The following is a 14,821-nucleotide window of genomic DNA, read 5'->3' as shown; positions in this document are numbered from 1 at the left end:
TCCTGTACTTAATCTGATGAGGGTCAGATTACTTGTTCACCGCATCTTTCAAAGCCTTACCCGGTTTAAAGGTAGGCAGAGTTGCTGCAGAGATTTCAATTGGTGCACCAGTCTGAGGATTGCGGCCAGTGCGAGCTGCACGTTCCTTGACAGAGAAGGTTCCAAAACCTACCAGTGCCACTGATTCATTTTTCTGCAGAGCTTCAGTAACAGCAGCCAGCGTTGCATCCAGAGCGCGACTTGCAGCAGCCTTGGGAATATCAGCAGACGCTGCAATTGCATCGATTAGTTCAGACTTATTCACATTGTTCCCCTTATTGAATCATTATTTTGTTCTGTACATTATTCTGTTCTAAAAACTGTGCCAAGCGACTATTCATGCACTTTATACCAACTCGCAGAAACCGGTGTCAACTGACTGCAGCCCTTTTCTGCCGCGGGAAAGCGCTTAATGGGTACTGAGTGACCCAGGCTCTCCCTTGGTTGTACCTGAATCCTTACTGACAACTTCGACCTCTTCAGCCGAAAGTGGCTCCGGTTGGCGCACCAGCGCTATCGCCAGAACCTCGTCGATCCATTTTACCGCTTTGATGCTGAGATCCGCCTTTATGTTTTCAGGTATTTCCTTCAAATCACGGCGGTTTTCATCCGGAATGATCACTGTCTTGATGCCACCACGATGTGCAGCCAGTAATTTTTCCTTCAATCCTCCGATCGGCAGCACCTGTCCACGCAGCGTAATTTCACCAGTCATTGCCACATCTGATCTAACGGGAATCGACGTCAGGGCCGACACCAGAGCCGTACACATGCCTATACCGGCACTGGGTCCATCCTTGGGTGTAGCCCCTTCAGGCACATGGATATGGATGTCATGCTTTTCATGAAAATCAGGCTTGATACCCAGGCTTTGTGCACGGTAGCGCACCACTGTCATTGCTGCCTGAATTGACTCCTGCATCACATCCCCGAGCGATCCTGTTCTGATCTGTCGCCCCTTACCAGGTACAACAGCCGACTCGATCGTCAGTATCTCACCGCCCACCTGTGTCCAGGCAAGACCCGTGACATGCCCGATCAGATCCTCCTCTTCAGCCCTGCCATAGTTGTGCTTGCGCACACCACAGAAGTACTCAAGATTTTCGGAATTGATCACAGCCACTTTCTTCTCGATACGTCCGAGTGAAAGGTCTTTCACCACCTTGCGGCAGATCTTGGCAATCTCACGTTCAAGACCACGCACACCGGCCTCACGGGTATAATAACGGATCAGATCAATGATCGCTTCATCCTCGAAGCGAATTTCCTGATTTTTCAGCCCATTTTGCTTAATTTGTTTGGTAATCAGGTAATTCCGGGCAATATTGAGCTTCTCATCCTCGGTATATCCCGGAATTCTGATGATTTCCATGCGGTCAAGCAGTGGTCCGGGGATATTCATCGAGTTGGAGGTACACACAAACAGCACATCCGACAGATCGAAATCCACCTCCAGGTAGTGATCATTGAAGGTACTGTTCTGCTCGGGATCCAGCACCTCCAGCAGAGCTGATGCAGGATCACCACGGTGATCCATACCCATTTTATCGATCTCATCCAGCAGAAACAGCGGATTCTTTACACCAGCCTTGACAATCTTCTGTACCAGCTTACCCGGCATTGAACCGATATAGGTACGGCGATGACCACGGATCTCGGCTTCATCGCGCACACCACCCAAAGCCATGCGCACATACTCACGATTGGTGGCGCGTGCTATCGATTTACCCAGCGAAGTCTTACCCACTCCCGGCGGGCCAACCAGACAGAGAATCGGTCCCTTGAGCTTTTTCACCCGTTTCTGCACGGCAAGGTACTCGATGATACGATCCTTGACCTCTTCAAGCCCATAATGGTCTTCGTTAAGGATTTTCTCTGCACGCTGCATATCAAAGCGCACTTTGGAGCGATTTTTCCAGGGAATCTGAAGCATCCAGTCGATATAACCGCGCACAACGGTCGCTTCAGCACTCATCGGAGACATCATGCGCAGCTTGTTGTGCTCGGCCAGCGTCTTGGTCAGCGCCTCTTCCGGCATCTCGGCAGCTTCTATGCGACGTTTGAGATCTTCAAGATCTGTCGCACCACTTTCATCAAGATCGCCCAGCTCTTTCTGAATCGCCTTGATCTGCTCATTCAGATAGTATTCGCGCTGACTCTTCTCCATCTGTTTCTTGACGCGACCGCGAATGCGCTTTTCGACCTCAACCAGATCGATTTCAGCCTCCATCTGCGACATCAGATATTCCAGACGCTGACGCGTACTGAGCATCTCCAGCACTTTCTGCTTATCTTCCAGCTTGAGTGCCATGTGCGCAGCAATGGTGTCGCCCAGACGGCCGATGTCATCGATATTCTGCAGTGATGTCAGCACTTCGCCGGGAATCTTTTTGTTGACCTGGATAAAGCGTTCGAACTGATCCATGGCGGTGCGCTTGTATATGTCGCTTTCGCTGCCGCTGACATTTTCTGAATCCAGTTGCGACAGGGTGGAGACAAAGTAGTCCTCCTGCTCCGTCATGCTCTTGATACCGGCGCGATACTCACCTTCCACCAGCACTTTTACCGTGCCATCGGGCAGTTTGAGCATCTGCAGAACAGTTGCGACGGTACCGACATGAAACAGATCGCCAGGAACGGGCTCATCTTCAGATGCATTTTTCTGGGCAACAAGCAGAATCTGCTTATCGTTCATCATGGCCATATCCAGCGCATGGATAGATTTCTGACGACCGACAAACAACGGAATAACCATGTGCGGATAAACCACGACATCTCGCAATGGAAGTACGGGAAGCTCGATGGTCACTGCATCATCTTTTGCTTCAATATGATCCATAGTAGGGTTGCCTCTGTGCAAAGCGGCTGACCAGTGTGGGAAACCGCAAGATAACTGTTAAACCTGATCCCTGATATTGACTAGCCTGCCACTAATTCACTATAGAAGACAGAGCTGATATTGGAATTAATTCTATTTATGGGGATCGGAAAATGGAAAACAAGCTCCGGGTGGTAATAAGCAACCCAGAGCGCCAACAGAAGGGATAGCGAACGCTCTCCCTCACATATGGACATTGCCTCTGGCCAACTCAGACTGGCTGACAGAGATAATTACCGGTAGTAGGCGTTATCTGTCACGGTATGATCAGTGACGTCACGGACGGCTATCAAGCCGGGTATGCGGTCTATCAGCGTTTTTTCAACACCATCCTTGAGTGTCAGATCAACGGCACTGCAACCCTGGCAGCCACCACCGAACTTGAGTATCGCGACATGACCCGCCTCCTCCTCCACCAACTCAATCAACTTCACCTCTCCACCGTGTGAGGCCAGGCCCGGATTGATATCGGAGTAGAGGATATAGTTGATCTGATCTTCCAGCGGACTGTCAGCCGTGACTTTGGGCATCTTGGCATTGGGTGCCTTGATGGTCAGCTGCCCCCCCATCCGATCTTCGGCAAAATCCACCCGCGCCTCTTCAAGGTAGGCGAGACTGTTGCGCTCCAGATAGAGACGAATCTTCTGAAGATCGATGATCTCATCCTCTTCATTCACCTCATCCGGACGGCAGTAAGCCAGGCAGGTTTCGGCATAGGGTGTACCTGGCTGCGTGACAAACAGACGTACAGCGATGCCGGGAACATTCTGCTTTTCGAGCAGTTGAAACAGATACTCTTCAGCACTCTCGGTTACAGTAATTATCATGGTACTTTAATACTCGCATCTGGACTCTAAGCGTGAGACAGCATACACCGAAATTAATTCCGAGTAAAATGATAGGTTATTATAAGTCAGTCGTATTGACTGGGGTTTTTATCTCTGAAACTGGTAATATTAGCGCTCCTGTTTTCGAGACTCGACCATGCACAAGCGACGCACAGCCCGACACACCCGCCAGAACCTTCCACAAACCCCGATTGAACTTGATGTCACTGGGCTCAGCATCGAGGGACGAGGGGTAGCCAGGCATGATGGCAAAACGGTGTTTGTCAGGGGCGCACTACCCGGTGAAAGCGTCAGCGCCAGACTGGAAAAGCGCCACAGTCGTTATGATGAAGCCACATTGATTGAGTGCTTCACCACCAGCCCGGATCGGATCAAGCCTGCCTGCAGGCATTATCAGGAGTGCGGAGGTTGTGATCTGCAACATCTGGATCTTGATAAGCAACTCGGCTTCAAGGAATCAGCCGTGCTGGATCAACTGTCTCGATTTGCTTCTGTCACTCCGACACAGGTGGAGGCACCCATTAAGTCAGCCACTGCCGGATACCGCCGCAGTGCGCGCATCGGTATCAACCAGCTGCAGCGTGATGGCAGCCTGATCATCGGCTTCAGGCGCAGAAACAGCAACAAACTGACTCGCATCGAACATTGCATGGTGCTGGACCCGCGTGCCGATCAACTGTTCAGTGTGCTTTATCGTGAACTTGAACACTTCTCTGACCTGAAGCTTTTGACACATCTTGATATCACTCTGGGTGATGACTCTGGCGCCTTGACCTTCCGCGCCACTCGCCAACCCTCTGACGAACTGATAGAAGCACTCAAGCGCGTTTCCAACACCCTTTCTCTGCAGCTTTATCTTGAACTGAACGACCATCAACTCACATCAATCGGCAGCACACCTCACTTAACCTACAAGCTGCCGGATGCTGATATAACGCTTCAGTTTGAGCCCGACGACTTCCTGCAGGTTAATAGTGAGGTCAATCGCAGGATGGTCTCTCAGGCACTTGAGTGGTTGAGCCCAAAGGCTACAGACAAAGTGCTGGATCTCTACTGCGGCCTTGGCAATTTCACCCTCGCGCTGGCTAAGCAGGCAGGCCAGGTGACGGGCGTTGAAGGCAGCATGAAGATGGTTGAGCGTGCGCAGGGAAATGCCGCGCTGAACCACTGCGACAACACCCGCTTCCATTGTGCTGATCTCAGCCAGGATTGCAGTGCAACTGCCTGGATGCGCCAGAAGTATGATCTGATACTGCTGGACCCGCCTCGCTCAGGGGCGGCAGAGCTGGCCAGAAGCCTGTCAAAAACAGGCGCGAGAAGCATCCTCTATATCGCCTGCAACCCTTCTGTACTGGTGCGCGACAGCGCCACTCTTACCAGTCAGGGCTATCGGATGACGCGCTTTTGTGTACTGGACATGTTCCCTCAGACCTCTCACGTGGAATCCATGGCGCTGTTTGAGAAAAAACGATGATTCCGGTGCTTTACGCGGATGAAGCGATGCTGGTGGTCGTCAAGCCCCATCAGCTGCTCTCTGTACCGGGTCTTGGCCAAGAGAAGCAGGACTGCCTCTGGCGGCGTGTACAGCAGCAGTATCCTACGGCACGTATTGTCCATCGACTGGATTATGCCACTTCCGGGCTTATGGTCATGGCACTGACCGCCGTGACTCATCGCCATCTGAGCATGCAGTTTCAGAATCGCATCACACAGAAACGCTATCAGGCTATAGTCAGCGGACAGGTACGAGGGGATGAAGGTAGCATTGAGCTGCCTCTGCGATGTGACTGGGAGAGGAGACCCTTACAGATAGTGGATCATGAACAGGGAAAATCAGCTCTGACGCACTGGCAATGCCTGGAGCGCAACGATCAGGGGTCTCGCTTGCTGCTGCACCCCATCACTGGCCGTTCTCACCAACTCAGGGTACACCTGCAGGCTATTGGCCACCCGATTCTGGGTGATGAATTTTATGCCGAAGGCGACGCCAGAGAGGCTTCACCCAGATTATTGCTGCATGCTGAACAACTGGCACTGCAACATCCACTCAGCGAGGAGTGGTTGGCGTTCGAGTCAGCTTGCCCTTTTTGACTTAAATCCTGAGGAATGAGCTGATCAGACAACCCGACGACTCGGTGATCCCTGCTCAAGGAAGGCATGTATGTTCTCAGCTGCCTGAGCAATGATTGTACTGCGCGCTTGAAAGCTTCCCCAGGCACAATGAGGAGTCACGATAAGATTAGGAATATCAGGCTCCAGCAATGGATTGCCATGACGCGGCGGCTCTTCTAGCAGCACATCCGTCGCGGCGCCCGCCAGATGCCCTTCGCGAAGCGCACTCACCAGTGCAGGTTCATCCACAATGCCACCGCGGGCTGCATTGATCAGGAAGCTACCGGGTTTCATCAACCTGAGGGCCCTGGCATCAATCAGATTCCGTGTTGCATCCGTCAACGGGCAGTGCAGGCTCAACACATCCACCAATGGCAACATCTCATTCAGAGGTAAACGACTGTCATCCGCTTGTGTCGGCTCTGCACCCGGGCGCTGTGCAACCAGTACTTTCATGCCGAATGCACGAGCTATCTCCGCCACCTTGCGACCAAGATTACCATAGCCCACCAGCCCCAGAGTCTTGCCCTGCAGCTCCTGTATCGGATAATCCAGCAGGCAAAACTGTTCTGATCGATTCCAGCGCCCCTCTCCAACCGCCTTGTGATAATCCAGCAAGCGCGTATGCAGTGCCAACATCAGGGAAAAAACATGCTGCGCTACAGATGAAGTACCATATCCCTGACAGTTGCACACAGGAATATCACGCTGCTTTGCTGCATCGAGATCAACATTGTTGACCCCTGTCGCCACCACACAGATCAATTTGAGAGAGTCAGATTGAGCAATGGTTTCAGCCGTCAGCACCGCTTTATTGGTAATGACAATATCGAAGCCACGAATACGATCCAGCACGTCTGCTACAGCGGTCTGCTGATGACAGACCAACTCACTGACAACGCTGCGCAGTGGCTGCAGATCCAGGTCATCCAGGCTCTGAAGGTCAAGAAATACTGCCCGCATCTACCTCTCCTTTACTAACATGGACCTGCTTTTGCATGAAATTGATACCGAGGCCTCAATATCGACCTGATAATCAGTCGAAATTGATACCGAGACGACGCCCCACCTCTTCATAGGATTCGATAACACCACCCAATCCCTGACGGAAGCGATCCTTATCCATCTTTTTGCGTGTTTCCTTGTCCCACAGGCGACAACCATCCGGAGAGAACTCATCACCCAGCACGAGCTGTCCCTTGAACATGCCAAACTCCAGCTTGTAATCAACCAGCAGCAGACCAGCATCGTCAAACAGTTGCTTCAGCACATCATTGACGCGAAAGGTCAGTGATTTGGCTGTTTCCACCTGATCGCGCGTAGCCCAGCCAAAAGACTCAATATGATACTCATTGACCATCGGGTCACCAAGCGCGTCGTTCTTCAGAAACATCTCAAACGTTGGCGGGTTAAGTGTCAGCCCCTCTTCCACACCCAGACGACGGCAGATAGAGCCAGCTGAAACATTGCGCACGACGCACTCAATCGGCAGCATATCCAGACGTTTGACCAGACTCTCTGTGTCGGACAGACACTTTTCAAAGTGCGTCGGGATACCGGCAGCTTCCAGCTTTTCCATGATAAAGGCATTGAACTTGTTGTTAACCATGCCCTTGCGATCCAGCTGATCGACCTTCTTGCCATCAAAGGCCGAAGTGTCATTACGGAACAGCATGATCATGTAATCCGGGTTATCTGTAGAGTAAACCGATTTGGCCTTACCCGAATATAAAAGCTCTGTACGCGTTGTCATCAAGGTCTCCAGACGAAACCGCCCCCTTATTGGGGGCTGGTTTTGCAATCAATCTTTTCAGCCAGCCGTGTTGGACGGCAACTGGTCTTTTATCTGCCACAATATCTCTTCAGCAACCACCGCAGGTGCATCCAGCCCCTGATCCGTCAACACGGAAATAATCACACCTGTTCGTGTCCGGTTCAGTTTCAACTGGTAACGCCCCGTATGCTCGAAGCTGCCACTCTCGGTGTTGAATACACCGCGCTGAGAGCCACCGAATACAAAGATTACCCTTCCACCCAGCCAGATTTTGTACCCTTCCTGATTGGCAAGATTATTCGGGTCACTCAGATCTGCAGCCATCTCCTCAGCCGAACGGCCACTCAGTCGGCCGTCAGTGGATGAGTAAGCCACCGCCTCGGCCTGCTCCTCCTCAGAGAAACCCAGTGCGCTACTCAGGAAGCCGGTACTCAGCTTGATCTCCTCGCGCTCCGAGGTCAGCCACTCCATGAAACCACGTCGGCGCGTTTCAGCTATCGGTGTGGAAGTAGTGTAGCTCATGTAAAAAACACCACCCTCCTTGTCTCTTGTGCCTACATCAAGCGTCGTGCCATCAATGACGCTATCAAGCAGGTCCCATACCTCATCAACCGGAGCATTGATACGCAGTGCAGGGTTGCCGCGCGAATCACGACCCAGCAATGGACGAGCCTGTTGTTGTTGCTGCATCGCCATCAGGCTCTGTGCTGTCGTCGGTGCAGAAGCACGGCTGAGATAACGCAGCATCTCAAACATCATATCCGACTGATAGCTGATATCCATCTGCTGCAGATCCCAGTCAACCTCTTCATGACGATCGCTGGCCGCGAAGGCAACATGGCTCATACGAATAGAGGTGCGATCATAGTCATCCGGATCAGGACGAATGCTCACACGCAACTTGTTATCAACTGGTCCTTCCAGCCCCTGAAACGTAAGACGCTTGAACCAGCGATCAACAAACCCGTATTCTCGCCCATCGGTGCGGATCCAGTCCGTCTCCATGATGCCCAGTCTGGGATCTGCTCTGGCTACATCGATGCCGTTATAATCCCAGAAATCCTGAATCTTGACCCAGACATCTGCAATCGGCTCATCCACCATGATAATCCGCTCGCCATCAAGACGCGCAAGACTCACCGAATCGGAAACAGGATCAGCATAGAAAAATTCGGGACGCGGTACCTGAAAGCGGCCTTCAGTCCGGGTGGCTGTCACGCCCACATCAGGCACCTGAAGCTGCTCATAGGTTTCACGCGCATTGATATGCTCTGGTATCTGCAGGCGACTTCCACCTTCAGCCTGCATATAGTCCTGGCTGCGATCACGAATTATTCCATGCTCACCATAGACCGGATTTTTTTCGATATAGCTACAACCGACCAGCATCACTGCTGCCCCGGCCATCGTCAGTATACCTAAGCCTTTATTTATCATTTGTAAGCCTGTCAGATTATGCCGCTTTGCTTTAAGGCGCCGCGAACCACGTCATGATACTGCTCGGACAAAGGCGTCAGTGGCAACCGGATACCGGAGTCAATCATACCCATCTCATGCATGGCCCATTTTACGGGGATAGGGTTCGCTTCAATAAAAAGATTGGTGTGCAATGGCATCAGTTGCTCCTGCAAGGCTCTAGCAGCCTCTATATCACCTTCAAGACCCAACTGGCAGAGTTTTGCCATTTCGCCGGGCGCAACGTTAGCCGTGACTGAAATATTACCGTCACCGCCCATCAGTATCAGCTCAATGGCAGTAGCATCGTCACCGGAATAGACTGCAAAACCGTCAGGAACCGAGTCAATCAGAAAGCGTGCACGTTCGAGATTGCCGGTTGCTTCTTTGATACCCACGATATTATCAATGCCCACCAGCCGCAAAACTGTTTCCGGCAGCATGTCACAAGCTGTACGGCCGGGTACATTGTAAAGTATCTGGGGTATATCCACTGCTTCGGCGATAGCTTTGTAGTGTTGATACAAACCTTCCTGCGTCGGCTTATTGTAATAGGGTGTCACCAGCAACACCGCATCCGCACCAGCCTCTTTTGCCGCTTGCGTCAGCTCAATCGCTTCGCTGGTTGAATTAGCGCCTGTGCCAGCTATCACAGGTATACGACCAGCCACCTGATCAACAATGAACTTGACCACCTCGATGTGTTCATCGCAGTTCAGTGTCGCCGATTCTCCCGTTGTTCCGACAGCGACTATCGAGGCTGTGCCCTTTTCTATATGGAGCTCTGTGATTCTCTTCAATGCATCCCAATCGACATCGCCATTGGCTTTCATTGGGGTTACAAGGGCTACAATACTGCCGCGAATCATCATTATCTCCAAAATTCAATCAGATGCCGTATGGTACTCACCACTCAGCGGCCACACAACACTCAAGGTAAAGTTTCAACCCCACTTTACCTTCTGCTATTGTGAACAGCACAATATTTTAAACGAATATGCCTCTTTTAGCGTAGTAGGATAGATCTTTTTTTAACACAGGATGAAACACCATGAGCAATGTAGCACTCAACCAACCCGTACCCGAGTTCACTGCACAGGCCACCAGCGACAAGGAGATCTCACTGTCCGCATTGCGAGGACGCAATGTCGTGATCTATTTCTACCCCAAGGACAGCACCCCTGGGTGCACCACTGAAGGACAGGAGTTCCGCGACAGGTACGAGCAGTTTCAGTCTGCCGATACGGAAATTTTCGGCGTTTCCAAAGACAGCCTGCGCAGCCATGAAAACTTCAAGGCCAAGCAGTCCTTTCCGTTCGAGCTGCTGAGTGACCAGGATGAAGCCCTGTGCAAACACTTCGATGTGATCAAGCTGAAAAAAATGTATGGACGCGAGTCACTTGGAATCGAACGCAGCACCTTCCTGATAGACAAGGAAGGCGTGCTGCGACAGGAGTGGCGCAAGGTTTCTGTCAAAGGACATGTTGACGAGGTACTGGAAGCCGTCAAACAGCTCAGCTGAAGCACGCCCTGCGGCACCAGCCATAAAAGCCGGTGCCGCCTACTCTTCCTCCTTCGCCGCAACCTCTTCAATCACACTTGGCCAGGCATTGATGACCGACTTGATCAGAGTCGCAAGCGGAATGGCAAAAAACACTCCCCAGACACCCCAGAGACTGCCAAAAAGCAAAACTGCCACGATAATGGATACAGGGTGAAGATTGACAGCCTCAGAAAACAGCAGTGGCACCAGCACGTTTCCATCCAACGCCTGAATCACGAAATAGGCAATCATCAGATACATGAACTCACTTCCCCACCCCCACTGAAACAGGGCGATCCCAGCGACCGGGATAGTCACCAGCGCTGCACCTATGTAGGGAATGACAACCGAAACACCCACCATGATCGCCAGCAGTGCGGCATAATTAAGACCCAGAAAGGCAAAAACCACATAGCTGACCGCACCGACGATAAGAATCTCGATCGCCTTGCCACGCACATAATTGGCAATCTGAGCATCCATTTCGATCCATATGGTGCGCATCATCTGGCGCTTCTCGGGCAGAAATCTGGCCAGACCATCCATCAGGTGCGAACCATCCTTGAGAAAAAAGAACACCAGGATCGGCACCAGAATCACATAGATCAGCAGCGCCACGATATTCGTAATGGAGTGCAGCGAGAAAGTCAGCACCCATTGCCCAGCCTTGCTCAACTCGGTGGCGGCTACGCCGATCAACTGCCGCACCTGCTGTTCGGTGATCAGATCGGGATAGTGCTCAGGCAGTACCAGCAGCATCGCCTGAAACTGTGAAATCATGCGCGGCGTTTCGTTGAACAAGGTTACCAACTGCTGCCAGACCTGCGGCATCACTATCAGCATGAACGCCAGAAGCGCTGCTACAAATGCAAAAAAGACCAGCAACACCGATACCGTGCGAGGAATATACTTCTCTATCCGGTTAACAGCACCCTGCATCAGAAATGCGACAATAATACTGATGAAAACCGGGGCAAGTGCTCGCCCCAGCATCAGAATAAGAAAAAGCCCCGCCACTAACAGGAAGAAAAGAAGCAGTGCTTCCTCATCCGACAGATAGCGATGAATCCATTTACTGATGATCTTCAGCATGATCTCTCCTGCCCATCCTAACCGCGGCGAATGATATAGATGTAACTGTCTTGCTCAACGAACGATTCAAGCAGACAATGGTCTGACTGATCAGTGTAGGCTTTGAAGTCCCTGACAGACCCCGCATCAGTGGCGATGACACGAAGTATCTGCCCTGGCTGCAGGTGATTAAGCGCCTGCTTGGCTTTCAGCAACGGCAACGGGCAGTGCAAGCCGGATGCATCCAACTGTTGATCAATGGGGTAATCTGTCATGACCTGGAACCTCGGAAACCGATACAAAATCTTACTGATGAGTCAATCAGGTAAGATAGATAGATGACACAAACTTTCGCTTCAGAATCAAAGCGCACCTTATACTATTACAGATAACATGGTAACCAAAGAACTTCTCGTCAGGACCTTTATGATCCGATTTTTTCTGCTACTAACGCTTGCATTGGGTTTTCAAACCACCTATGCCGATACTCGCCTCCCCAGCCTCACCGGCCCCGGTGCTGCGATGGTTGCCGCTGATGCAGAGTATCGTCTGGGCCGAAACTGGGCTCGCATACTCAGAGGCAGAGCGCCGCTGCTTGAGGATCCGATTGTCTATCACTATGTTGATGACCTGCTGTGGCGACTGGTACCAGGCTCCCAGATCACTGACAGACGTCTTGAACTGATCATGCTCGACAACCCCACATTCAACGCCTTCGCTGTTCCGGGGGGCATTATCGGGGTGCATGGTGGACTTTTCCTTGCTGCAGAGAGTGAGGATGAGGTGGCATCCGTACTGGCGCACGAGCTCGCGCATCTGAGTCAGCGCCATTTTGCTCAGCGCCTGGAAGAGGAGCGACGCGCCAGACCTCTGGTCCTGGCAGGCATACTGGCCAGTATTCTGATATCAGCCGCAGATGTACAAGGAGGGACAGCCGCTCTGTCCACCACTATCGCTGCCCAGGCGCAGTCTCAGCTATCCTTCAGTCGTCGCTATGAGCAGGAGGCTGATCGTATCGGCATGCAGACACTGGTTGCTTCCGGTCTTGACCCTCATGCCATGCCACAGATGTTCTCTCGACTGCAAAGGAACTATCGCTTCTACGGGCAACGACCTCCTGAGTTTCTGCTGACACATCCTGTCACTGAATCCCGTATTGCCGACTCGCTCAATCGTGCCGAAACTCTGCCAAGACCTGCAGAGCGAGCCTATAACCCGGAATTTGAGATCATCAGAACCAGGCTGGAAGTACACTTCAGCAAGCAACCGGCACAAACCCTGCAGCGTTACCAGGCAGACAATACAGTTAATCCATCAGCCAAAAATGACTACGGCATTGTCATGGCAGCCATGCGCAACGGCCAGACCTCACTGGCCCGCGAACATCTGGAAAAGCTGCCTGCCAACTGGCGCCAGCATCTCTACATTGCACTGACCGAAGTGGAGATCATGCTCGCAGCCGGAGAGTACGCCCAGGCCTTCGAGCGCAGCAATACCCTGAACAAGATCTATCCGGGCAGCCTGCCAGTCAGGAAGCTACTGGCCACAGCTGCCAGAGAAACAGGCAAACTTCAGCAGGCAACGGCTCTTTATCGTCAGATACTGCGTGACTACCCCACGGATACCGACAGCCTGTTCCAACTCGCCGAAACTGAGGGGTTGCTTGGAAATATTCTGGCGGTGCATGAAGCACGGATAGACTATTTTCTACTGACCGGCAATTTTGACCACGCACAACGCCAGGTCGAATTTGCCAAGCGAGACAGCATCCATAGCCCATCAGATCTCAGTCGTTTTGAAGAGAAGGAAGCGGAGGTCGAAGAGATAAGAAGGCAGATCAGAGAAGATCTTTAAGCGCCAGCCCGTTCTATTTGATAAGCGCAAGGCTGACAAGAGAAAGCGACTGACAGGCTGTGCGGTCACCAACAGCCTGCCAGAGCACAGTCAGTCTGAATACAGATATCAGACCGGGAAATCCAGCATGCGCTGCAGCGGTATACGTGCCTGCCTGATCAGCTCAGGAGAAACGATCACCTCCTCGGTCTGATTTTCCAGCGCCTGAACAATATTATCAAGACCGTTCATTGCCATCCACGGGCAGTGCGCACAACTGCGACAGGTTGCACCATTACCACCTGTAGGCGCTTCAATAAAGGTTTTACCCGGCGCAGCCTGCTGCATCTTGTAAAGGATGCCGCGATCCGTTGCAACGATGAATAACTGATTTGGTAAAGCACTGGCAGCACGAATCAACTGGCTGGTCGAACCGACCACATCAGCCAGATCCACAACGGCAGCAGGTGACTCTGGATGCACCAGAACCGCCGCATCCGGATAGAGTGCCTTGAGATCCTTCAGCCCTTTGGCTTTGAACTCTTCATGAACAATGCAGCTACCATCCCACAGAATCATCTCTGCGCCCGTCTGGCGCTGTACATACTCACCCAGATGCCGATCCGGTGCCCAGATAATTTTCTTACCCTGGTCAGACAGATGCTCCACCACTTTCAATGCAATGCTGGACGTTACCACCCAGTCAGCACGCGCCTTGACCGCAGCTGACGTGTTGGCATACACCACGACTACATGATCAGGGTACTGATCGCAGAAGGCAGAAAATTCATCGACAGGACAGCCGATATCCAGCGAACAGGTGGCTTCGAGTGTCGGCATCAGTATCCGTTTTTCCGGATTAAGAATTTTTGCCGTTTCCCCCATGAATCGCACACCTGCCACAAGCAGTGTTGATGCGGAGTGCTGGCTACCGAAGCGTGCCATCTCCAACGAGTCGGCCACACATCCCCCGGTTTCTTCGGCCAAAGCCTGAATCAAAGGGTCGGTATAATAGTGCGCCACCAGACAAGCGTCTTTTTCATGTAACAGTTGCTTAATCTTCTGACGATATGATGCTTCCTGCTCTGGAGTCACTGCTGAAGGCAGGTGTTCCTGAGCAAAATGTTCCTGAACCAGAATACGCTCGGCAAGTTCGCTTGTCTGTGACATGAAAGTATCTTATTCCGAAAAAATTGAATAACGCTGGATTAAGAGATGCTGAATTGAACAGCACTGGTATAACCCTGAACGAATTATACCATAGTCGT

The 14,821-nt window shown here is 51.9% G+C and carries 14 protein-coding genes; 4 read left to right on the top strand and 10 right to left on the bottom strand.

Annotated features, from left to right (window positions below; all coding sequences use genetic code 11):
• Positions 1 to 28: 28 nt before the first annotated feature.
• From F7R27_RS17055 to nfuA, 3 genes are all read right to left on the bottom strand, one after another.
• Positions 29 to 304 (bottom strand): HU family DNA-binding protein, encoded by a 276-nt coding sequence (locus tag F7R27_RS17055; RefSeq protein WP_151705476.1) that lies wholly within the window; start codon positions 302 to 304, stop codon positions 29 to 31.
• Positions 305 to 448: 144 nt separating this feature from the next.
• Complete coding sequence (gene lon, locus F7R27_RS17050; RefSeq protein WP_151705475.1) at positions 449 to 2,878, bottom strand: endopeptidase La; 2,430 nt, start codon at positions 2,876 to 2,878, stop codon at positions 449 to 451.
• Positions 2,879 to 3,150: 272 nt separating this feature from the next.
• Positions 3,151 to 3,744, bottom strand: coding sequence for a Fe-S biogenesis protein NfuA (gene nfuA, locus F7R27_RS17045; protein WP_151705474.1), 594 nt, complete (start codon positions 3,742 to 3,744; stop codon positions 3,151 to 3,153).
• Between the two features lie 157 nt (positions 3,745 to 3,901).
• Here nfuA and rlmD point away from each other — a divergent pair, with 157 nt between their 5' ends.
• Entirely contained in the window at positions 3,902 to 5,239 is a 1,338-nt protein-coding gene (gene rlmD, locus F7R27_RS17040) for a 23S rRNA (uracil(1939)-C(5))-methyltransferase RlmD (protein WP_151705473.1), read from the top strand.
• The gene (locus F7R27_RS17035) at positions 5,236 to 5,856 is read left to right on the top strand and encodes an RluA family pseudouridine synthase (protein ID WP_151705472.1); all 621 of its coding nucleotides are present in this window, start codon (positions 5,236 to 5,238) and stop codon (positions 5,854 to 5,856) included. The genes rlmD and F7R27_RS17035 overlap by 4 nt, the downstream gene beginning before the upstream one ends.
• 24 nt (positions 5,857 to 5,880) lie before the next feature.
• Here F7R27_RS17035 and F7R27_RS17030 read toward each other — a convergent pair whose 3' ends face one another.
• The 4 genes from F7R27_RS17030 to dapA all read right to left on the bottom strand — a co-directional run bounded on the left by F7R27_RS17030 (position 5,881) and on the right by dapA (position 9,975).
• Entirely contained in the window at positions 5,881 to 6,840 is a 960-nt protein-coding gene (locus tag F7R27_RS17030) for a 2-hydroxyacid dehydrogenase (protein ID WP_151705471.1), read from the bottom strand.
• Between the two features lie 73 nt (positions 6,841 to 6,913).
• Entirely contained in the window at positions 6,914 to 7,630 is a 717-nt protein-coding gene (gene purC / locus F7R27_RS17025; protein ID WP_151705470.1) for a phosphoribosylaminoimidazolesuccinocarboxamide synthase, read from the bottom strand.
• 57 nt (positions 7,631 to 7,687) lie between these two features.
• A complete protein-coding gene (bamC, locus tag F7R27_RS17020; protein WP_240776419.1) occupies positions 7,688 to 9,058 on the bottom strand; it encodes an outer membrane protein assembly factor BamC in 1,371 nt (456 codons plus the stop codon).
• 41 nt (positions 9,059 to 9,099) lie between these two features.
• The gene (dapA, locus tag F7R27_RS17015; RefSeq protein ID WP_151705468.1) at positions 9,100 to 9,975 is read right to left on the bottom strand and encodes a 4-hydroxy-tetrahydrodipicolinate synthase; all 876 of its coding nucleotides are present in this window, start codon (positions 9,973 to 9,975) and stop codon (positions 9,100 to 9,102) included.
• A 182-nt stretch (positions 9,976 to 10,157) separates the two neighbouring features.
• Between dapA and F7R27_RS17010 the strand changes: the two genes are divergently transcribed.
• Positions 10,158 to 10,628, top strand: a complete 471-nt coding sequence (locus F7R27_RS17010; RefSeq protein WP_151705467.1) for a peroxiredoxin — start codon at positions 10,158 to 10,160, stop codon at positions 10,626 to 10,628.
• A gap of 39 nt (positions 10,629 to 10,667) precedes the next feature.
• Here the strand turns inward: F7R27_RS17010 and F7R27_RS17005 are convergent, their stop codons facing one another.
• Both F7R27_RS17005 and F7R27_RS17000 read right to left on the bottom strand, forming a co-directional pair.
• Positions 10,668 to 11,741, bottom strand: coding sequence for an AI-2E family transporter (locus tag F7R27_RS17005; protein WP_151705466.1), 1,074 nt, complete (start codon positions 11,739 to 11,741; stop codon positions 10,668 to 10,670).
• Positions 11,742 to 11,758: 17 nt separating this feature from the next.
• On the bottom strand, positions 11,759 to 11,995 hold the full coding sequence (locus tag F7R27_RS17000) for a sulfurtransferase TusA family protein (protein WP_151705465.1): 237 nt from the start codon (positions 11,993 to 11,995) through the stop codon (positions 11,759 to 11,761).
• A gap of 151 nt (positions 11,996 to 12,146) precedes the next feature.
• Here F7R27_RS17000 and F7R27_RS16995 point away from each other — a divergent pair, with 151 nt between their 5' ends.
• The gene (locus F7R27_RS16995) at positions 12,147 to 13,574 is read left to right on the top strand and encodes a M48 family metalloprotease (protein ID WP_151705464.1); all 1,428 of its coding nucleotides are present in this window, start codon (positions 12,147 to 12,149) and stop codon (positions 13,572 to 13,574) included.
• A 108-nt stretch (positions 13,575 to 13,682) separates the two neighbouring features.
• Here the strand turns inward: F7R27_RS16995 and nadA are convergent, their stop codons facing one another.
• Positions 13,683 to 14,723: a quinolinate synthase NadA gene (gene nadA, locus F7R27_RS16990; protein ID WP_151705463.1), complete on the bottom strand. Its 1,041-nt coding sequence runs from the start codon at positions 14,721 to 14,723 to the stop codon at positions 13,683 to 13,685.
• Positions 14,724 to 14,821: the final 98 nt, after the last annotated feature.

Origin of the sequence: Nitrincola alkalilacustris (genome assembly GCF_008973755.1) — a bacterium.
GTDB lineage: Bacteria > Pseudomonadota > Gammaproteobacteria > Pseudomonadales > Balneatricaceae > Nitrincola > Nitrincola alkalilacustris.
This window is presented reverse-complemented; position numbering and strand designations above follow the sequence as displayed.